This window comes from Cupriavidus sp. 01L415, assembly GCF_056400065.1.
In genome coordinates this window covers 38,404-57,884 of the sequence record NZ_JBFTSP010000031.1, presented here as the reverse complement: position 1 = coordinate 57,884, position 19,481 = coordinate 38,404, and the positions used below count along the sequence as shown (strand labels likewise).

The 19,481-nt window shown below is 67.9% G+C and carries 20 protein-coding genes and 2 pseudogenes; 8 read left to right on the top strand and 14 right to left on the bottom strand.

Features of this window, described 5'->3' with window-relative positions; translation table 11 throughout:
* Positions 1-234, top strand: a pseudogene (locus AC1DOX_RS26760) (ferritin-like domain-containing protein); the annotation flags it as partial.
* Between the two features lie 155 nt (positions 235-389).
* Positions 390-884 carry a D-glycero-beta-D-manno-heptose 1-phosphate adenylyltransferase gene (rfaE2, locus tag AC1DOX_RS26755; RefSeq protein ID WP_441624102.1) on the top strand — a complete coding sequence of 165 codons (495 nt, stop codon included), beginning with the start codon at positions 390-392 and terminating at the stop codon, positions 882-884.
* A gap of 66 nt (positions 885-950) precedes the next feature.
* Here rfaE2 and AC1DOX_RS26750 read toward each other — a convergent pair whose 3' ends face one another.
* The 3 genes from AC1DOX_RS26750 to AC1DOX_RS26740 are packed head-to-tail and all read right to left on the bottom strand — an operon-like array spanning position 951 to position 3,565.
* Positions 951-1,814, bottom strand: coding sequence for an SPOR domain-containing protein (locus AC1DOX_RS26750; protein ID WP_441624100.1), 864 nt, complete (start codon positions 1,812-1,814; stop codon positions 951-953).
* A 48-nt stretch (positions 1,815-1,862) separates the two neighbouring features.
* Positions 1,863-2,690 (bottom strand): type III pantothenate kinase, encoded by an 828-nt coding sequence (locus tag AC1DOX_RS26745; RefSeq protein ID WP_441624098.1) that lies wholly within the window; start codon positions 2,688-2,690, stop codon positions 1,863-1,865.
* Entirely contained in the window at positions 2,687-3,565 is an 879-nt protein-coding gene (locus AC1DOX_RS26740; protein WP_441624096.1) for a biotin--[acetyl-CoA-carboxylase] ligase, read from the bottom strand. The genes AC1DOX_RS26745 and AC1DOX_RS26740 overlap by 4 nt, the downstream gene beginning before the upstream one ends.
* Before the next feature lie 263 nt (positions 3,566-3,828).
* On the opposite strand from AC1DOX_RS26740, the gene AC1DOX_RS26735 reads away from it, so the two are divergent.
* The 5 genes and pseudogenes from AC1DOX_RS26735 to AC1DOX_RS26715 all read left to right on the top strand — a co-directional run bounded on the left by AC1DOX_RS26735 (position 3,829) and on the right by AC1DOX_RS26715 (position 8,898).
* Positions 3,829-4,959 (top strand): MlaE family ABC transporter permease, encoded by a 1,131-nt coding sequence (locus AC1DOX_RS26735; protein ID WP_441624094.1) that lies wholly within the window; start codon positions 3,829-3,831, stop codon positions 4,957-4,959.
* A gap of 8 nt (positions 4,960-4,967) precedes the next feature.
* The gene (locus AC1DOX_RS26730; RefSeq protein ID WP_441624092.1) at positions 4,968-5,795 is read left to right on the top strand and encodes an ABC transporter ATP-binding protein; all 828 of its coding nucleotides are present in this window, start codon (positions 4,968-4,970) and stop codon (positions 5,793-5,795) included.
* A complete protein-coding gene (locus AC1DOX_RS26725) occupies positions 5,795-6,736 on the top strand; it encodes an MlaD family protein (RefSeq protein ID WP_441624090.1) in 942 nt (313 codons plus the stop codon). The genes AC1DOX_RS26730 and AC1DOX_RS26725 overlap by 1 nt, the downstream gene beginning before the upstream one ends.
* Before the next feature lie 32 nt (positions 6,737-6,768).
* Positions 6,769-7,422 (top strand): annotated as a pseudogene (locus AC1DOX_RS26720) (ABC-type transport auxiliary lipoprotein family protein); the annotation flags it as partial.
* Between the two features lie 168 nt (positions 7,423-7,590).
* Positions 7,591-8,898 carry a VanZ family protein gene (locus AC1DOX_RS26715; protein ID WP_092138290.1) on the top strand — a complete coding sequence of 436 codons (1,308 nt, stop codon included), beginning with the start codon at positions 7,591-7,593 and terminating at the stop codon, positions 8,896-8,898.
* On the opposite strand, the gene pcp is transcribed toward AC1DOX_RS26715, so the two are convergent.
* The 9 genes from pcp to AC1DOX_RS26670 form a co-directional block, all read right to left on the bottom strand.
* Positions 8,895-9,545 (bottom strand): pyroglutamyl-peptidase I, encoded by a 651-nt coding sequence (gene pcp / locus AC1DOX_RS26710; RefSeq protein WP_441624086.1) that lies wholly within the window; start codon positions 9,543-9,545, stop codon positions 8,895-8,897. The two genes, AC1DOX_RS26715 and pcp, sit on opposite strands and share 4 nt — an antisense overlap.
* Positions 9,546-9,560: 15 nt before the next feature.
* Positions 9,561-10,511 carry a DUF979 domain-containing protein gene (locus AC1DOX_RS26705; protein ID WP_441624084.1) on the bottom strand — a complete coding sequence of 317 codons (951 nt, stop codon included), beginning with the start codon at positions 10,509-10,511 and terminating at the stop codon, positions 9,561-9,563.
* 3 nt (positions 10,512-10,514) lie between these two features.
* Entirely contained in the window at positions 10,515-11,258 is a 744-nt protein-coding gene (locus AC1DOX_RS26700) for a DUF969 domain-containing protein (protein ID WP_092138293.1), read from the bottom strand.
* A 55-nt stretch (positions 11,259-11,313) separates the two neighbouring features.
* Positions 11,314-12,054 (bottom strand): 5-oxoprolinase subunit PxpA, encoded by a 741-nt coding sequence (gene pxpA / locus AC1DOX_RS26695; RefSeq protein WP_092138294.1) that lies wholly within the window; start codon positions 12,052-12,054, stop codon positions 11,314-11,316.
* 123 nt (positions 12,055-12,177) lie between these two features.
* Positions 12,178-13,197, bottom strand: coding sequence for a 5-oxoprolinase subunit C family protein (locus tag AC1DOX_RS26690; protein ID WP_441624081.1), 1,020 nt, complete (start codon positions 13,195-13,197; stop codon positions 12,178-12,180).
* Positions 13,194-13,844: a 5-oxoprolinase subunit PxpB gene (gene pxpB, locus AC1DOX_RS26685; RefSeq protein ID WP_092138296.1), complete on the bottom strand. Its 651-nt coding sequence runs from the start codon at positions 13,842-13,844 to the stop codon at positions 13,194-13,196. Before pxpB ends, AC1DOX_RS26690 begins: the two co-directional genes overlap by 4 nt.
* Before the next feature lie 358 nt (positions 13,845-14,202).
* Complete coding sequence (lipA, locus tag AC1DOX_RS26680) at positions 14,203-15,195, bottom strand: lipoyl synthase (RefSeq protein ID WP_441624078.1); 993 nt, start codon at positions 15,193-15,195, stop codon at positions 14,203-14,205.
* A 64-nt stretch (positions 15,196-15,259) separates the two neighbouring features.
* Positions 15,260-15,988, bottom strand: coding sequence for a lipoyl(octanoyl) transferase LipB (gene lipB, locus AC1DOX_RS26675; RefSeq protein WP_441624104.1), 729 nt, complete (start codon positions 15,986-15,988; stop codon positions 15,260-15,262).
* 150 nt (positions 15,989-16,138) lie between these two features.
* Entirely contained in the window at positions 16,139-16,507 is a 369-nt protein-coding gene (locus AC1DOX_RS26670) for a DUF2917 domain-containing protein (RefSeq protein ID WP_441624076.1), read from the bottom strand.
* Positions 16,508-16,699: 192 nt separating this feature from the next.
* Between AC1DOX_RS26670 and AC1DOX_RS26665 the strand changes: the two genes are divergently transcribed.
* Positions 16,700-17,659 carry a transcriptional regulator GcvA gene (locus AC1DOX_RS26665; RefSeq protein WP_441624074.1) on the top strand — a complete coding sequence of 320 codons (960 nt, stop codon included), beginning with the start codon at positions 16,700-16,702 and terminating at the stop codon, positions 17,657-17,659.
* On the opposite strand, the gene xerC is transcribed toward AC1DOX_RS26665, so the two are convergent.
* On the bottom strand, positions 17,656-18,720 hold the full coding sequence (gene xerC, locus AC1DOX_RS26660; protein ID WP_441624072.1) for a tyrosine recombinase XerC: 1,065 nt from the start codon (positions 18,718-18,720) through the stop codon (positions 17,656-17,658). The two genes, AC1DOX_RS26665 and xerC, sit on opposite strands and share 4 nt — an antisense overlap.
* A 12-nt stretch (positions 18,721-18,732) precedes the next feature.
* Positions 18,733-19,404 (bottom strand): DUF484 family protein, encoded by a 672-nt coding sequence (locus tag AC1DOX_RS26655; RefSeq protein WP_441624070.1) that lies wholly within the window; start codon positions 19,402-19,404, stop codon positions 18,733-18,735.
* Between the last annotated feature and the right edge of the window lie 77 nt (positions 19,405-19,481).

The following is a 19,481-nucleotide window of genomic DNA, read 5'->3' as shown; positions in this document are numbered from 1 at the left end:
TTCCCCCGCGACACGGTGCAGTCGCGCCTGCCGGACCCGGACTGGCTCGAGCACTGGCTCGACGAGCAGATCCGCTTTGACGAAGGCTGGGAAAAGAAGGTTATCGAACGGATCCTGCACAACATGTCGCTGCTGTTCGAGCGCACGTTYGATACGGTCCAGGACCTGAACCGCTACCGCAAGGAACTGAACGCCAGCCTGCAGGCCGGCGGCGCCCAGCCGGCACAGGCCTGACGCCCTTCCCACTGGTTGTGCCCGAAGACCCCATCGCTGCGATGGGGTTTTTCATTTCAGACGCCGCCGCGCGCCGACCCCACACCTATCCACGCCGATCGGCGCCGATCCGGTAAGCTTGCGGCTTGCCGCACCCCACTCGCACTCCGCCACTCATGACCGCTCCCGCCTTCGAATCCAAGCTGGTTCCCGCCGACGATGCCGCCGCGCTGCACGCTGCCGTGGCGGCCCTGCCGCGCCCGCTGGTGTTCACCAACGGCGTGTTCGACATCCTGCATCGCGGCCACGCCACCTATCTGGCGCAGGCGCGCGACATGGGCGCCAGCCTGGTCGTGGGCGTCAACAGCGATGCGTCGGTGAAGATGCTGGGCAAGGGAGACGACCGGCCGCTCAATCACGAGAACGACCGCATGGCGCTGCTGGCGGCGCTGGCGTCGGTGGATCTGGTTGCGATGTTCCGGGAGCAAACCCCGGTGGAACTGATCCGGCTGGTCCGGCCGGACATCTATGTGAAGGGCGGCGACTACGACATCGACACGCTCGAGGAAACCCGGCTCGTCCGCAGTTGGGGCGGCCAGGCGTTTGCGATCAACTTCCTGCACGACCGCTCGACCACCAAGCTGCTGACCAAGGTCCGCCAGCAGCGCTAGACATGGTGGCGGCGCGGGCTCGTTAGCCCCCGCGCCGATGGCGCCCCTGGTCCCTGGTAGCGGCGATCAGCCCGCAGCCCGCGCGGCCGCGTTGCTGTCGCCGCGTGCCTGCGTCCCCGCGGGATTGCGCGGCGGCACTGCCGCCGGCTTGCAGGCCTGCAGCACTTCCGCGCCATAACGCTGGCGCACTTCATCCATACGCGCCCGCACGGTATCGTCGGCTTGCTTCACGCGCAGCCACAGACGCGATACCGGGCGCGGCGCATCGGTAATCAGCGCGGTCCGTACGCCCTGCGTGCGCAACGATTCCAGGAATTTGTCGGCCCGCTCGCGCTCCCGGAACAAGCCCAGCGAAACCGTATAGGACTCGGGCTCCTCGCTGCTGACCACCGACACATCCGTCACCTTGCGACGACGCAGCTCGGCCAGCTTGCGATCGGCGTTTTCCCGCGTCGGCTGGGCAGGCAGGTGGACCCACCAGCGGACCTGCTCGGTGCGCTCGAACTGCTCCACCGGCATCTGGCTCCCCGCAGCGATCGCGGCGAGGTCTTCCTTCGCGCGCTGCACGGTCTGCATCGAGAACCCGCCCATTTCCACGCATCGGTCATCCTCGGGTGTCAGGGCGGCAGCCAGCGTCACGTGGCCCGGCAGCGCGCCGCGCGGCGCACCGGCTGTTCCGCCTGGGGTGCCCGGGAGGTTCGGCATGCCCGGAGTTCGCGGTACGTCCGGCGCCGCGGCCTCGCTGCCCGCCGGCGGCTGCAACTGCATGCGTTCGCGGCGGACCTGCTGGTCCACGCGCTGCGGCTCGCGCGGGCTTTCCAGCCATCCGGCCAGCGGCTCCAGGCCGAATGCGCCCAGCACGGCGGCCAGCAGCATCGCATTGAGCAGCAGCAGGATCAGCAGCAGGACGGTCAGGCGTCTCTGGGGCATGGAAGCAATCGGTTTGGGGATGCGGAGTCTGGAATGCGACGGACGTGCTCACGCGTGCGTTGCCATCGCGTGCAGTCCAAGCAGCACGAGATTATCGTGCATCTCGACCGGCATCGCGAGTGCTCCGGCCAACGCATGACGCGCGCCGCCCGAAAGCAGGCAACGGACGGGCCCGCGTTCCCCCAGCGCACGCCAGGAACGCTCGACGGCACCGGCCTGCGCGGCCAGGCAGCCGGCGGCGATGGCATCGTGTGTGTTGTCTGCGCCCAACGCTCGCACCGCGCGCGCGGCCCCGGCACCGGTGTCGAGCACGTCCAGTTCCGGCAATTGCGCCGTGTTGCGCGCCAGCGTGCCCAGCATCAGGGCCAGGCCGGGCAGGATCAGGCCGCCTTCGAAGCGGGCGCCGTCCGGGCCCGCCGTGACGATATCCAGCGTGGTCGCGGTGCCGGCCGTGACGATCAGCAACGTCTCGCCGGGCAGCCAGCGATGCGCGCCGATGCTGCCGACCCAGCGATCCACGCCCAGTTGCGCGGGCTCGCGATAGCCGTTCTTCAGGTCGCCGTAGGCCGCCGTCGTGCGTACCCATTGCAGCGGGGGCAGCGTGCCGAAGGCACTGGCCAGCGTGGCCTCGACCTCCGTGGCAATCGCCGCGCCCGCCACATTGGCGATCCATACGGCGGGAGTCTCGCCGTTGGCCAGGCCATGCCACGTACCGACCAGCGTCGCCAGTTCCGCAGGCGCTGCGTGGGCGGCGGCTCCCGCGTGCTGCCAGGGTGTGGGCAGCACGCCGGTTGCCGGCAGCGCGCCGGCGTCCGCCAGGCACCACGCCCACTTGAGGCGCGTGTTGCCAATATCGATTAGCAGACGGGCGCTCATGCCGCGGCTCCGCGCAGCGAAACTTCGCCGCTGGCGATGCGTTGCAATCCATCCGCCGTTTCCAGCAGCAGATGACCGTCACCATCCACGCCGCGCGCCAGCCCTTCGGCCAGCAGCGTGCCGTCGTGCAGCAATCGCACGGGTTCGTCGCGGAAGGCGTCGCGCGCGGACCATCGCGGGGCCATCGGCGCGAAGCCCGTCTCTAGGAACGCCAGCCGCATCGCGGCCAGCCGGTTTGCCACCGCGCCCAGGATGCGCGTGGGGTCGCGCGACGGGAGGAAGCTCGGCAGCGCCTCCGCCACGCCCGCCAGTTCGCGGCCCAGCGCGGCCTCCATGCGCGCATCGCGCACCAGGTTCAGGCCGATGCCGATCACGGCCCAGACGCGCCGTGGCCCGGCCGGGACCGATTCGATCAGGATGCCGGCCAGCTTGCGGCCATCGATCTGCAAGTCATTTGGCCACTTCAGGCCCACGCGGGCCCCGAGCGCCGCGTCGCAGTCTTCCAGCGCCTCCGCCAGCGCCAGTCCGACGGCCAGTGAGAGCCCGCTCAATTGCGCGGGCGCCAGTGCCAGCGGCATGGCCACCGAGAACGTCAGCCCCGCCTGCCCTTGCCAGGGCCGGCCCTGCCGTCCGCGACCCGCTGTCTGGCGATAGGCCACGCGCACGCGCGCCTGTTCCGACCAGTCGGCCGTGCGGCAGGCCTGCGTCAGGTCGGCGTTGGTGGAACCTGTCTCCTCAATCACCTCCACCATCCAGTCGCGCGCCGGTCCGGTGGCCAGCGCGGTGCGCAGGCCATGGGCATCGATGCGCCAGGACGGCAACGCGGCGGCGTCATCGGCCATGGCGGAAACGGGGCGGTCAGGAACAGCGGGCATGCGGGGGCACGAAAAGTGGATCGGCGTGTGAAAAATCGGGCTGGCCGGGAAACCTCGCGCACCGGCAGGCCGTCACAGGTGAGGCGTGCCGCGCACGATCCGGCACGGACCGTGGTTAGCCGAGATTGTATCCGCGCCGCCCGCGATTGCCCGCCAGCCCTTGCGGGACAAGCGTCCGTGGCGATGTGAGCAGACATCCGGTCGCCACGTCACGGCCGGTAGCATAGAATCGAGACTCCCCCATCACATCGCCCCATCTTCATTTGGATCGCCAGCCGACGCCCGCCATCGAGATTTCGCGCCAGGACGGAGCCTTCAGCGTACAACTGCAGGGGGACTGGACGGCGCTCGCGCTTGCCGGCTGCCACGAGGCCCGCGGGCTGCGCGCGCAGCTGCATGCGCTGACCGAGGCCCCGCAGCACGCGGAATGGTCACTGTCCGACGTCACCCGCCTGGACCATATCGGCGCGCAACTGATCTGGCAGGCCTGGAACGGCAAGATGCCGGAGCGCGTCGCCATCAACGAAGGCCAGCGACGCGTGTTCGACCGCATCGCCAACCTGCGCACCGAGGGCTGGAAGAAGAAGATCGTGGACCGCTTCAACCCGGTCACGATCCTCGGCGCGAGCCTGTTGTCGATGCTCACCCAGCTGGCGATTGGCGTCACGATGCTCGGCCAGCTGAGCTTCGACCTGCTGCGCTTCCTGCGCGCCCCGCACCGTGGGCCATGGCGCGAGATCTCCGCGCATGTCTACAACGTCGGCTACAAGGCACTGGGGATCACCGCGCTGGTCGGCTTCCTGATCGGCATCGTGCTGTCCTATCTGTCCGCCAACCAGTTGCGGAGCTACGGCGCCAGCACGTTCATCGTCAATATCCTCGGCATGGCCGTGATCCGCGAGCTGGGCCCCGTGCTGGCCGCGATCCTGGTGGCCGGCCGCTCCGGGTCCGCCATCACCGCGCAGATCGGCGTGATGCGCGTGACCGAGGAACTCGACGCGATGCGCGTGATGGGCATCTCGCACGGCTTCCGCCTGATCATGCCGCGCGTGATCGCGCTGGCGGTGTCGATGCCGCTCCTGGTGGCATGGACCGACCTGATGGCAATTCTTGGCGGCATGACGGCCGCGCGGCTGCAACTCGGCATCAGCTTCTCGTTTTTCCTGCGTCAATTGCCCGATGCGGTGCCGGTGGCCAACCTGTGGCTCGGCCTGGGCAAGGGCGTGGCGTTCGGCATGCTGATCGCGCTGACCGCGTGCCACTTCGGCCTGCGCATCAAGCCCAACACGCAGAGCCTCGGCGAAGGCACGACGGCATCGGTCGTGACATCGATCACCGTGGTGATCCTGGCCGATGCGATCTTCGCCATCCTGTTCAAGGAAGTGGGAATATGAACGCGCCCATGCCTACGACACCGGCCTGCGGCGAGACCATCATCGAGGTCCGCAACCTGGTCAAGCGCTATGGCGACAACCTCGTGCATGACGGCCTGAACCTGGACGTCTGCCGCGGCGAAGTCCTGTCGATCGTCGGCGGGTCGGGCACCGGCAAGACCGTGCTGCTGCGCCAGATCGTGGGGCTGGAGCGCCCGACATCCGGGTCGATCAAGGTCTTCGGCGAAAGCCCCTCGACGCTGCGCCCGGCCCAGTTGCAGGCGCTGCGCAATCGCTGGGGGCTGCAGTTCCAGCGCGGCGCGCTGTTCTCGGCGCTTTCCGTGATCGACAACATCGCGCTGCCGATGCGGGAGCTTCGCGCACTGCCCGACAACCTGATCTGCCAGGCGTCGCTGCTCAAGCTGCAGCTCGTGGGCCTCTCGGCGAAGGACGCGGACAAGAAGCCCTCCGACCTGTCCGGTGGCATGATCAAGCGGGTGGCGCTGGCGCGCGCGCTGGCACTGGAACCGGAACTGGTCTTCCTCGACGAACCCACGGCCGGCCTGGACCCGATGGCGTCCGACGACTACGTCGCGCTGATCCGTGAGTTGCGCCGCGAGCTCGGCCTGACCGTGGTGATGATCACGCACGACCTGGACACGCTGGTGGCGCTGTCCGACCGCGTGGCCGTGCTGGCCGACCACAAGGTGCTGGCCGCCGCCCCGATCCCCGAACTGGTGAAGATCGATCATCCGTTCATTCGCGAATATTTCCTGGGCGACCGTGCCCAGCGCGCGATGCAGGCATTGCCCGCCCCCACTGGCGACGCGGCGCGCCTGCCCTCCGGAGAATCCTGATGGAAAACAAGTCAAACGCCTTCCTGGCCGGCGTGTTCACCATCGGCCTGGCCATCCTGGTGCTGTTTGCGCTGTTCTGGTTCAGCAGCGACCACGCCGTGCGCGTGCCGTACGACCTCATCACGCGGTCCACGGTGAACGGGCTGGGGCCGCAGGCCGATGTGAAGTATCGCGGGCTCGATGTGGGCAAGGTGCTGTCGATCAAGTTCGACCCGCAGGTGCCGGGCCAGATCATCGTGCGCATCAGCGTGAACCAGGACACCCCGATCACGCGCACCACCTACGCCACGCTGGGCTTCCAGGGCGTGACCGGCATTGCCTATGTGCAGTTGGACGACACCGCGCGCGAGGAAGGCGCTGCCCAGAGCTCGCCACGGCTGCCCACCACGGCGCGCACACCGGCGCGCATCGTCATGCGCCCGGGCTTCTTCGAGGAACTGGAAAAGCGCGGGGATTCGCTGCTGACGCAGACCGAGACGCTGATGGCATCGCTCAACGAGATGTTCCAGACCATCAACCGCGACGCGCTGATGGGCGCGATCCGCGCCGTGCACAAGACGGCCGAGGACTACTCGCGGCTGTCGGCATCGCTGCAGCCTGCCGCCGCCAGGCTGCCGCAGGCCGTGGAGAACCTCAATGCCACGCTGGCCTCCACGCGCCGCCTGACCGATGAGGTGGCGAACCCCAATGGCACCGTGATGCGTACCGTGGACCGCGTCGGCGAGAACCTGCAGGGCGCGGCGGATTCGGTGCAATCCACCGCCGGCATCGTCAACCAGGAAACACTGCCGCAACTGAACGGCCTGGCGCGCGATGCCCGCCAGACGGCGCGCAGCATCGACCGGGCCGCCGGCCAGTTCAACGATCGCCCGAGCAGCGTGCTGTTTGGTGGCCCCTCGCCTGCGCCGGGTCCGGGCGAGCCGGGATTCCGCACGCCGTGACACGGCGCTCCTCCATTGACCGAGACATCGCCATGACGTCTGCTCCCGCCCTCGCAAGGCCCGCTGCGCGCTTCGCCACCTACCTGACGCTGACGGTGGCGCTGGTCGGGCTGGCCGGCTGCAGCGCGCTGTCGTCCCCGCCGCCGACACTGACGTACGACCTGGGTCCGCTGGCCGCCACGCCGTCGCAGTCGCCGGCGCCCTTGCCGAAGCTGCGCGTCGCGCAGACCGAAGGCCCGATCTGGATGGATGGCCACGGGATCTACTACCGTTTGCAATACACGCAAGCCCAGCGGCTGCAGGCCTACGCCACGCAGCGATGGGTGGATACGCCGACCCGGCTGTTCGATGACCGGCTGCGCGAGGCCGTCGCGTCACGCGGCGCGCTGACCTGGTCTGGCGACACCTCGGTGCCGGCGCTCAGGGTGGACGTGCTGGCCTTCGAGCAGGTGTTCGACAGCCCCACAGCCAGCCGCGGCGTGGTCCGCGCGCGCGCGACCGTGTATCACAAGGGATTGATCGGCCAGAAGACGTTTGTCGCCGAGCAGCCAGCCACCAGCGCCGACGGCGCGGGCGGCGTGCGCGCGCTGTCGGCCGGCAGCGACGCCGTGATCGCGGCGATCCTCGACTGGACCGCCACGTTGCCACTGGACGCCGCGGCCGCCAGCGGGCCGGCGCAATCGCCGGATGCGGCGCCGCCGGGCCGGAACGTGGCGCCGCCAGCGACGCGCCCACCCGCGCCGAAGCCTGCATCCACATCCGCGTCGTCGCCGACCTCGCCGACGTCTGCACGTGAGCAAGCGCGTGAATAAGCGCGTGAGCAAGGATTCCTTGTTGTAAGAGACACTGCCGTCATGGCCCTGGCCGCACCCCCACCTCCCCAACCGCCCAGCCCGCCGCTGCACCCGCGCCAGGCTGAGCTGGATGGCTGGCTGCCCCGCCACTCGCCGCTGGCGCGTGTGGGGTTGATCTGCTTCACGCTGCTGGTGGTCTACGCAAGCCTCTATCCGTTCACCGGCTGGGTCGACAATGGCATTTCGCCGTTTGCCTACCTGACCGCGCCAAAGCCGCGCTATATCACCGAGTTCGACCTGCTGACCAACGTGCTCGGCTACTGTCCGTTCGGTGCGCTGGTCGTGCTGTCGCTGCACCCGCGCGTCTCCGGTGCGCGCGCCACGCTGATCGCGCTCGTGGCCGGGGCCTTGCTGTCGGCGGTGATGGAAGCGCTGCAAACCTGGCTGCCCAGCCGCATTCCCTCCAATATCGACCTGATCACCAATGCGCTGGGCGCGCTGCTGGGCGCCGCGATGGTGGCACCGTTCACGAGCGCACTGATCGATCGCGGCACGCTCACGCGGCTGCGCATGGCGTGGTTCGAACCCCACGCCAGCTTTGCGATCATCCTGGTAATGCTGTGGCCCTTCGCCCAGGTCTTTCCGCAGGAGCACTTGTTCGGCATGGGCGGCATCGTGCGCGAATGGCTGACGGACCCCGACTCATGGCCGATGGAACTGCTGCAAACCTATGTGCCGTCGCTGCTCGACTGGCAGGAAGACATCGGCCTGCGTCCGGACGACATGCAGGCGCAGCAGTTGCTGGAAACGTTGGTGACCGCATGCAGCTGGATTGGCACGGGATTGTTCGCGTCGATTGCCATGCGGCGAACCGCCCCGATGCTGCGCATCCTGGCGGGCCTGCTGACGGGCGCGCTGATCATCAAGGCGGCGGTGGCGGAGCTGCAGTTCCCGGATGACAACGCCTTCAACTGGCTGTCCGAGGGTGGGCGCTTTGCGCTGCTGACGAGTTCGCTGGTGCTGGTGTTGCTGCTGCGCCTGCCGCGCTGGCTGCGGGCGATGCTGGCGACGCTGGCGCTGGCGGCCCTGGTCGCCCTGACCAACGTGCTGCCGCCCAATCCCTATGCGTGGATCTCCGAGCAGGGCTGGCGCATGGGCCGCTTTATCCATTTCAACAGCCTGGCGCAATGGCTCGGCTGGCTATGGCCGTTCATGGCCTTCTGCTATATCGCGTGGCGCTTCGAGCAAGCCGGCCTGCGGCGGCGGCTGCAGCGGCGTGCGCGCCGGCGTGCCACGGCGCGCGCCGTGGCAGCGGCCATGGACCAGCCGCCGAAATCGAAACCACCGAAGTCACGCCGTACGTCTTAGTGAAGCTGGCCGCCCTGGACGCGGATGTCGGTATCCGTTGCCAGCGCGGTATCCACGGCTACCCTCAATCCCGTCACCAGCGTTTCCAGCGCCAGGCTCGGCGCGCCCGGATGACGGGCGGCCTGCTCCGGTAGATATGGGATGTGAATGAAGCCCCCGCGCGTGGCGGCGAGGCCCTGGCGCGCAATCGCGTGCATCAGCCCGTAGAAGACGTGGTTGCAGACGAAGGTGCCCGCCGTCTGCGACACCATTGCCGGCACGCCCGCCGCGCGCAGGTCGCGCACGATCGCCTTGATCGGCAACGTGGCGAAATAGGCCGCGGGGCCATCGCCGGCAATCGTCGTGTCGATGGGCTGTGCGCCGGCGTTGTCGGCAATGCGCGCATCGTCGACATTGATCGCGACCCGCTCGATGGACATTTCGGTCCGGCCGCCGGCCTGCCCGACGGCGATGACCAGCGCGGGCTTCAGCGTCTCCAGCAAGGCCGCCATCGCATCGATGGCCGCTCCGAACACGCAGGGCAGCTGGCGGGCGACAATCACGGCGTCGCCCACCTGCTGGCCATCCAGCGCGCGTACCGCCTCCCACGACGGATTGACCGGTTCATTCTCGAACGGCTCGAAGCCGGTTAGCAGCACGGTGCGCATGGCGGGCCCTTTGGATTACATCAGGAAGTACAGCAGGAAGATATTGGCGACCAGGATGCACAGGGCGGTGGGCACCTGCGCGCGGATCACCGCGTTCTTGTCTTCCAGCTCCAGCAGCGCGGCGGGCACGATGTTGAAGTTGGCCGCCATCGGCGTCATCAGCGTGCCGCAGTAGCCCGAGAACATGCCAATGGCCGCCATCACCGCCGGATTGCCGTGGAACATGCCCACCAGGATGGGCACGCCGACGCCACCAGTCATCACCGGGAACGCGGCAAAGCCGTTGCCCATGATCACCGTGAACAGCGCCATGCCGATGCAGTACACCGCCACGGCCACCAGCTTGTAGTCCATGTTGATGTAGGCGGTGGTCAGGTGCGCCACGGCCTTGCCCACGCCGGCATCGGCAAACACCAGGCCCAGCATGGCCAGCATCTGCGGCAGCACCAGCGCCCAGCCGAGCGACTCGATCAGCCGGCGAGATTCGCGCATGCCCTGCACCGCGGTGTCACGCGTGAGCCAGCACACCACGGCCAGCGAGATCAGGCAGCCGATGCCCAGCGACACGAAGGTCACGTTCTTGGGGTCCAGCAGCGCCAGGCCGGCGATCTTGACGTCCTTGAACAGCACGGTGCCCAGCACGGTGACGGCCGGAATCAGCAGCGCGGGAATGAACAGCTTGTTGCCCAGGCGCTTTGCGCTGGCGCGGCGCTCCGCCTCGGGCAGGGTGCCATGCTTGCCGTGCCCCACGCCGCCAAACCCGGCGATCAGGGCCATGACCACGGCGGCAACGCCGACGATGGCCGGCGGGATCTTGTCGCCGATCAGGAAGATGATGGCGTACAGCAGCCAGAACAGGCCCGTGGACAGCCGACGCGGGTGCGTCTTGTCCGTGAACGTCATCAGCGCGGTAATCGCCAGCACCAGGCCGGCCAGCCAGTAGAGATAGTTGATGGATACGATCATGGCTTACTCCCCGACCTTGGCACCAGCGCCGGCGGCCGCCGGCGTACTCGTGGCGGTCTTGCCGCCCAGCTCGCGTGCGAGCCAGCCGTCCAGGCGCCTCAGCCGCACGGCGTGGATCAGGAACGCGCAGATCGCGGTGGGAATGCCCCACACGGCGATATGCAACGGCTCCACGTCGATGTTCGACGACAGCAGGAACGTGTGCATCAGCGCGATGGCGCCGAACGCCACGAAGATGTCTTCGCCGAAGAACAGGCCGACGTTGTCGGTGGCGGCGCAGAACGCCAGGATGCGCTGGCGCACCGGCTCCGGCAGGTGGCCGAAGCGGTTCTCCGCCGCGCCTTCGGCCATCGGGGCCAGCAGCGGACGCACCATCTGCGGATGACCGCCCAGGCTCGTCAGGCCCACCGCGGCGGTGAGTTCACGCACGGCCAGGTAGACGATCAGCAGGCGCCCCACGGTGGCCGATGCAATGCGCGAGATCCACGCCTGCGCATGCTCGCGCAGTCCGTGGCGCTCCAGCAGGCCAATCACGGCCAGCGGCAACAGGATGATCAGCGGCAGGTTGCGCGCCTTGACGAAGGCGGTACCGATCGCGGTGAAGATCTGCGTCAGCGGCATGGACGCGGCCAGCCCCGTGGCGATGGCGGCGAGCGCCACCACCAGCATGGGATTGAACCGCAGGACAAAGCCAATGATGATGACGCCGACCCCGAGCAGGGGCCAAAGATTGACAGCCGATTCCATAGGAAACACCAATAAGTGTGATGGAGCAAAACCAGCGCAGCCGGGGGTCGTCCCGTCAGTCGCCGGCCCGGATGGCGATGCCCTCCGCGCCGAGCCGTTCCCGGATGCGGCGCGCAAAGGCAAGCGCGTGGGCGCCGTCGCCATGCAGGCACACGGTTTCGGCGCGAATCGGTACCCAGGTGCCGTCGATGGCGCGCACGCGTTGCTCGCGCACCATGGTCAGCGTCTGGTTCAGGGCCACTTCCTCGTCGTCGTGCAGCGCGCCGGGCGTGCCGCGCTTCACCAGCGTGCCGTCGGGGTTGTAGCCACGGTCGGCGAACACTTCTTCCTTCACGCGCAGGCCCGCCTCGCGCGCAATGGTGATCATCTGGCTGCTGGCCAGACCGAAGAAAACGAGATCGGAATCGTAGTCACGCACGGCGCGCACGATGGCTTCGCAGAGCTTGTCGTCGCGCACGGCCATGTTGTAGAGCGCGCCATGCGGCTTCACGTGAGCCAGCTCGCCGCCCTGCGCACGCACCATCGCGTCCAGCGCGCCAATCTGGTACAGCACGTCGGCGTAGACGGCCTCGGGATCGCGTTGCATCTCGGTGCGGCCGAAGTTTTCGCGATCCGGAAAGCTCGGGTGCGCGCCGATCGCCACCTTGTTGGCCAGCGCCCATTTCACGGTCTGCAGCATCGTGGCGGCATCGCCGGCGTGCCAGCCGCACGCCACGTTGGCGGAGCTGATCAGCGCGAGCAGCGCCTCGTCGTTGCCGCAGCCTTCACCCAGGTCAGCGTTCAGGTCGATTTGCATTTGCGTTCTCCTTGTGCGGGCCGCGTCTGGCGCGAGCCGGGCGTGTGGGGGTGGTGGGATTCCTGGAAGCGCGGGGAATTCGTGGATGGTGCGGATGGCGTGACGTGCATTCCGGCGACAGGTTCAGGCGACAAAGCGCGTGGTGGTACGCCGGCGCGCGGCGATCTTCATGCCGTCGCCCTGCCATTGCAGCGCCTGGTCGATCTGGCGCAGGTAGCGATCCAGCTCCGCCTGCGCGGCGGCCGCTTCCTCCAGCGTCACCTGCGCAAACCGGACCGAGGCACCCAGCGGCACCTGCGCCAGCCGCCACAGGTCCGCACCGATCACGACACCGATCTTCGGGTAGCCGCCCGTGGTCTGGGCGTCGCTCATCAGCGCGATCGGCTGGCCGGCCGGCGGCACCTGCATCACGCCCGGCACCACGCCATGCGACAGCAGGTCGCCGGAGCGGTCCGCACGGCGCGCCAGCGCCGGACCTTGCAGGCGCAGGCCCATGCGATTGCTCTGCGGTGTGATCGTCCAGTCGGCCTGCCACAGCGCGGCCTGCGCGTCGGGTTCGAAATCGGGGTACTCGGGGCCCGGCAGCATGCGGATCACCCAGGCGTTGTCGATGCGGTTCGCCGGCAGCGACCAGCCTGGCCCGGCCACGCCCAGCCAGTCGCGCTCCTCGTCGAGACCTGGACGGCCGGCGGGCAGGCGGTCGCCCTCGCGCAGCACGCGGCCTTCAAACCCACCGTAGCCGGATTTCAGGTCCGTGCTGCGCGAATTCATGACCATCGGCACGTCGATGCCGCCCGCCACGCAGAGATAGGTGCGGGTGCCACCGCGCGGCGACGGCAGCGTCAGGGTCTCGCCGCGGTGCACGTCGAAGGCATGCCACGACCAGACCGGCACGCCGTCGAGGTTCGCGCCGCAGTCGGCGCCGGTCAGCGCCACGCGCATGTCGGCATCGAAACGGACGGACGCGCGGCCCAGCGTGAATTCGATGGCGGCGGCGCCGCGCTCGTTGCCCAGCAGGCGGTTGCCCACCTGGAGCGCCAGGCTGTCTGCCGCACCGGATCGCCCCACGCCAAAGCGGCGGAAGCCCACGCGTCCCAGATCCTGGACCGACGCCTGCGCGCCGGGACGAATGATTTCAATCACGCCAGGTACTCCTCGACGACGAAGCGCACGGTATCGCCCGGCGCAAACAGTGACGGCGGATCACGATCCGCCACGAAGAGCTGGGCGTCGGTATGGCCGATCAGTTGCCAGCCACCCGGCAGCACGGCCGGATAGATGCCGGTCTGCTCGCCGCCGATGCCGACGGCGCCCGCCGGCACGGCCAGGCGCGGTTCCCGCCGGCGCGGCGTGGCCAGTTCCGGGGCCATGCCGCCCATATAGGCGAAGCCAGGCTGGAAGCCCAGGAAGTAGACGACATACTCGCCCGACGCATGGCGGCGCACCACTTCCTGCGGCGTCATGCCCGTGTGCGCGGCCACGTCGGCCAGGTCCGGGCCGAACTCGCCGCCATAGCGCACGGGGATTTCCACGAGCTTGCCGGTGGCATTGCGCGTCTCGCCGGACGCCCACGCGAGCTTGAGATTACGCTCCAGCGCGGCCACGTCGGCGGTCTCGTCGAAGACGACGGTGAGGTTGTTCATCCCTGGCACGACGTCGACCACGCCGCGCCAGTCGGCGGCGCGCTCGGCCATGGCCCAGATGCGACGCTGGACGTCGAGCGACGCCGGCGGCGCCACGCTATAGAGCAGCGCCTGCTCGGCCAGACGATGGACGGTGCATTGGGGCATATCGGCAACCGGTGTGATGGGGGCGGACCCAGGTCAAGGCAGTGTAGGCGCCGCAAGACCGAAGGTGCGGGTCGTCGATGGCTCCGAAGTGACTGATTCGAATTTCATCGACGATTTATCGATAAATTCATCATAACGAAACATGCGCACGCCCAGCACTCGGGGTTGACCCTAGGTGTTTACGCACCGTTAGCGACAAGATCGCGCCATGAAGGGGAATAAGTGACTTTTGAAGCGCTCATTGAAAGGAGCGCCGAAGGGTCGCGGCCAGACATTCAGCGAAATGCCTGCCGGAAAAACAAAACCGGCCGGGGGAGACCCGGCCGGTTGGGGTACTGCGCTGGCGGCGCAGCAGCGATCAGGCGAAACCGGCCTGATGCGCCTGCTCGTCGGCGTGGTACGAGCTGCGGACCATCGCGCCCACGGCGGCGTGCGTGAAGCCCATCTTGTACGCCTCTTCCTCGAACATCTTGAAGGTGTCCGGATGGACGTAACGCAGCACCGGCAGATGGTGGTTCGACGGCGCCAGGTACTGGCCGATCGTCAGCATGTCGATGTCATGGGCGCGCATGTCGCGCATGACGTCGAGGATTTCCTCGTCGGTCTCGCCCAGGCCGACCATCAGGCCCGACTTGGTCGGCACGTTCGGGTTGCGGCGCTTGAATTCCTGCAGCAGCTTGAGCGAGTGCGCGTAGTCCGCGCCCGGGCGGGCCTGCTTGTACAGGCGCGGCACCGTTTCCATGTTGTGGTTCATCACATCGGGCGGAGCGACCTGAAGGACGTCCAGCGCCTTTTCCAGGCGGCCGCGGAAGTCCGGCACCAGCACCTCGATGCGGGTATCCGGCGACAGCGCGCGGGTCTGCGAGATGCAGTCCACATAGTGCTGGGCCCCGCCGTCGCGCAGGTCGTCGCGGTCCACGCTGGTGATCACCACATAGTTCAGCTTGAGCTGGGCGATCGTGCGCGCCAGGTTGCCGGGCTCGTTGACATCCAGCGGGTCCGGACGGCCGTGGCCGACGTCGCAGAACGGGCAGCGGCGCGTGCACTTGTCGCCCATGATCATGAACGTGGCCGTGCCCTTGCCAAAGCATTCGCCGATATTCGGGCAGCTGGCTTCCTCGCACACCGTCACGAGGTTGTTGGCGCGCAGGATGTCCTTGATCTCGTAGAAGCGCGAGTTGCCGGTGGCAGCCTTGACGCGAATCCACTCCGGCTTCTTGAGCTTTTCGGCGGGAACGATCTTGATGGGGATGCGTGCGGTCTTGTCGGCCGACTTCTGCTTGCGGGTCGGGTCGTAGTCAGCAGGGGATTGCGGGGCTTCGCTGGACGTGGCGATCAGTGCGTCGCTCATACTATTCTCCGCACGCGCGGCCGCGTGCATGTTTGGCTGTGATTCGGGCCGGGCGTGCCATGGTTCAGGCGGCCTCGGCAGCGGCAGTCCCGGGGGCCACGGTACGCGCTTCGCGTGCCGTCAGCACCTCGCACAAAGCCGCCGCCAGGCGCCGTGCGATCTCGGGTTGTTGTGCCGCAGTCACGGGCTGTAGCGTCGCGCCGCTGGCATCGGTCGCCGCCGTGAAGGTGGCGCCTGCGGTGGCCATGTCGACGGTTTCCAGTCCGGCATAGCCGCAGGGATTGATGCGCAGGAAGGGCGAGAGGTCCATCTGCACGTTGAGGCTGACGCCGTGATAGCTGCAGCCGTTGCGGATCTTGAGGCCGAGCGCTGCGATCTTGGCACCCTGGTGCGGCCCATCGGACAAATAGATGCCGGGGGCGCCGGGCTTGCGTTCGGCTGCGAGATTATACGCCGCGAGCGTGTCCAGTACCGCCTGCTCGATATCGGTGACCAGCTCGCGCACCATCAGGTGGCGGCGGCGCAGATCCAGCAGCAGATAGGCCACCACCTGGCCCGGGCCGTGATAAGTGATCTGCCCGCCACGATCAATCTGCACGACGGGAATCGCGTCGTCGGGGCACAGCAGGTGCGCGGGATCGCCGGCCTGGCCGAGCGTGTACACCGGCGGGTGCTCGACCAGCCAGATCTGGTCGGGCGTCTGGGGCGTGCGGGCAGCGGTAAAGTCCCGCATCGCGTCGAAACAGGGCTGGTAAGGCTCTTCGCCCCGTTCGATGACTTGGATCGGATGCATGCCCGAGAGTGTAACGAAAAGGGCCGGCATGCGCCGGCCCCCTTCTCGTCTGGAGCCCCCGGTCATGGCGGGGCCTCCCGGCGATCCTTCACCTGAGGCGTCTTGCCGGCATCCGGCGGCCAGACCAGCCGCAGATGCGGACAACCCGGCTCAGGATGCCGTGACCTGATCTTTCCCCGGGGTCCATTCCGTGCCTCGAACCAAACGCCTCACGGCGCGATACACGAGGTGCGGCACATCGGCCAGGCTCAGCGCCGGGCGGCGGGCTTCGGCAATCAGGGCCAGCCGTACCGCGCCAGCGGCGCGCGGGTCTACGCTAAGAACGATCTCATCGCCACGCCGGAGCAACAGGCTGCTGCCACAACGCAGCCAGTAATCCTCCGAATCGTTCTCGCGGGTGACCCATACATCCATGCCGTGGGCGTCTTCCACAAACAGACGCTGTGCCGCATGAAGAGACAGGGCGGTCACTTCGCCGGGATTCAGGGTGAAGACTGTCGTTGTGAGCAATGCTTTCATGATGGCTTCTCCGTATGCCGGTTGCCGCTGTATCGTCAGCGCCGCCGGAACTGGCTTGGTTATTGGACCAAGACAGTTTGGGGGCGCTTGTCAGGGGTCCGGTGCATTGAATTCTAGTGATTACCCTTGCTCTCTCAAAACGATATATATTCTTGAGTCTTGTTAGTGAATCTCACATAGAGCGAGGTCATCATGGTCTGGAGCGGGAGCTGGAACCCCGACGATCCCCGTAGCTGGAAACGGGAATTCCCGCGCCTGCCGGCGCTCTCCGCGCTGCGCGCGTTCGAAGCCGCGGCGCGCTACGAGAGCTTTTCGCGGGCGGCGGCCGAGTTGTTCGTCACGCACGGCGCCGTGAGCCATCAGATCCGCGCACTGGAAGAAGAACTGGGCCAGCCGTTGTTCGAACGCCGCGGCAAGCGCGTCATCCTGACCACCAACGGCCGGGTGTATGCGGAGCGGGTACGCGACGCCCTGCTGCAGATTGCCGATGCCACGCGCGTGCTGCAGGCCGGCAACCGCGACAAGCGCCTGACCATCAGCACCATGCCGTCGTTTGCCGCGCGCTGGCTCACGCCGCGCATCGGCAGCTTTATCGAACGGCATCCGGAACTGGATGTGGAACTGCTGTCATCGAACTCGCTGGTCGACTTTGCCAACGAGGAAGTGGACGTGGCGCTGCGCATGGGCAGTGGCGACTATCCGGGCCTGTATGTGGAGCGTCTGCTGGACGATGTGTTCTTCCCGGTCTGCAGCCCCGACTTCAACGGCGGACGCCTGCCGGAACAGCCGGCGCACATGGCGGGCATGCCGCTGCTGCGCGGCGAAGGCGATCCGTGGAAACCGTGGTTCGAGGCCGCCGGGCTGGACTGGCCGGAGCCGCGCACGGGGCTGCTGCTGCAGGATTCCTCGCTGCTGCTGCAGGCAGCGGCCGAAGGCCAAGGCGTGGCGCTGATACGGCCCTCGCTGGCCTACAACGATCTGCTGTCCGGGCGTGTGGTGCGGCTGTTCAACGTCAGCATCCCGTGTCCGTGGCTGCTCCATTTCGTCTGCGCGCCGGCCAACCTGGAGACGACCAAGGTGCAGGCGTTCCGCCATTGGCTGCTGCCCGAGATGGAACGCTTCCGGAACATCCTGTCCCAGTGGGCGAACTAGCTCTCGTCTTCGTCGCTAGACTTATCCGGCTTCGCGGCCGGCCTGGCGCGGCCTGCGCGCGGGTGGGCCTTGTCGTAGACCTTCGCCAGATGCTGGAAATCCAGCGCGGTGTAGACCTGCGTGGTCGCGATACTCGCGTGACCGAGCATTTCCTGCACCGCGCGCAGGTCTCCGGACGACTGCAGCACGTGGGTCGCGAACGAATGCCGCAACATGTGTGGATGTACGTCCGTCGGCACGCCGGCCGCCAGCGCCTGCTGCTTGATGCGGGTCTGCACCGTCCGCCCGGATAGCCGCTTGCCGCGCGCGCCCAGGAACAGCGCGTTGGCATCCCCGGGCTCCCGGCCGGGCACCAGCATGGCGTCGCGGACCTTGAGCCAGGCGCGCAGCGCCTCCATCGCCTTGCTGCCGACGGGCACGGTACGCCGGCGCGATCCCTTGCCGATTACCGTGACCTCGGCGCCGGACAAGTCCAGCCAGCCGGCCGAACGATAATCGCCATCCTCGGTGTAGCGGACGTCCAGTTGCACCAGTTCCGATAGCCGCAGCCCACTGGAATAGAACAGCTCGTAGACCGCCTGGTCCCGCAGCGCCTCGGGGCTGTCGCCCTGGCGGTGCGCCACCAGGGCCACCGCATGCTCCACCGACAGCGCCTTCGGCAACGGCTGGCCGCGCTTGGGCGCCCGGACGCCATCGACCGGATTGGACTGGACGCCGTGGCCATGGCGCGCCGCCCAGAGGTAGAAGCCGCGCCACGCGGACAGCGTGCGCGCGATGGTGCGGGCGGACAGGCCGCCGCCATGCATGCGCGCGGCGAAGGATCGGATGTGATGGGTTTCAAGCGCCAGCAGCGCCACCCCCGGCGCATGGCGCGTGGCGTGGGACTGCAGGGCTGAGAGATCGTGACCGTAGCTGGTCAGGGTGTGTTCGGCCAGCTTGCGGCCCGTGGCCAGCCAGTCGAGATAGTGCACCACCAGCGGATCGGGGGCCGCCTTGGGCGCAGGATCCGGGGCTGGCTCCGGGTCCGCCGCGGTATCCACCAATGGCTGGCGGGTGCGCATGATGCGATGACGTCAGTCGCGCAGGCGGTTCAGCGCGGCACCGGCCACTTCGCCGATCTGCGTCAGGTAGGCAGTGCCCATGCCTTCATGGAACCGGCGGGCGTCAGGCGAACCCAGCACGAGCAGGCCGAACGCGGCGCCCGGGCCTTCCTCCGCCGATTTCGCCGGCACGCGCAGCGTGACCATGGCCAGCGACGCGATATCGTCGTGCTCCAGCAGGCTGGCGGCCTCGAAACCGCTGTTCGGGCCGCAGTAAGGCGCGCGCAGACCTTCGGCAAACAGGCGCAGGTCATCGCCGGCACCCTGCGCCACTTCCATGTGCGCGAAGGCTTCCCCCACGCGCCACAGGCGCAGCGCCACGGCGGGCACGTCGAATACCTGCTGCAGGCCGTCCTGCACCGCATAGGGCAGCGCGTGAGAATCCACCTCGGCCAGCAGGCGCAGTTGCCAAGCGTGCAGGCGCTGCTGGGTGCGGTCATTGTCGTGGCCGTGGCGGACGAGGTCGGCCAGCTTCAGCTCCAGGCCCTTGTTCTTCTCGCGCAGGATTTCCATCTGGCGCTCCTGCAGCGACACGGCGCGATGGCTGTGCGGGCTGGTCAGCTGCACCGTCGCCAGCAACTCGGCGTGGTCCTCAAAGAACTGCGGGTTGCCTTGCAGATAGGCGGCGACGTCTTGAGCATTCATGAGCTTCTACCGAGAGGAAATTTCGGGTGGCAGTGTAGCAAAGGGCTCCGCGGCTGGCACGGCAAGTTGGCCGTGCG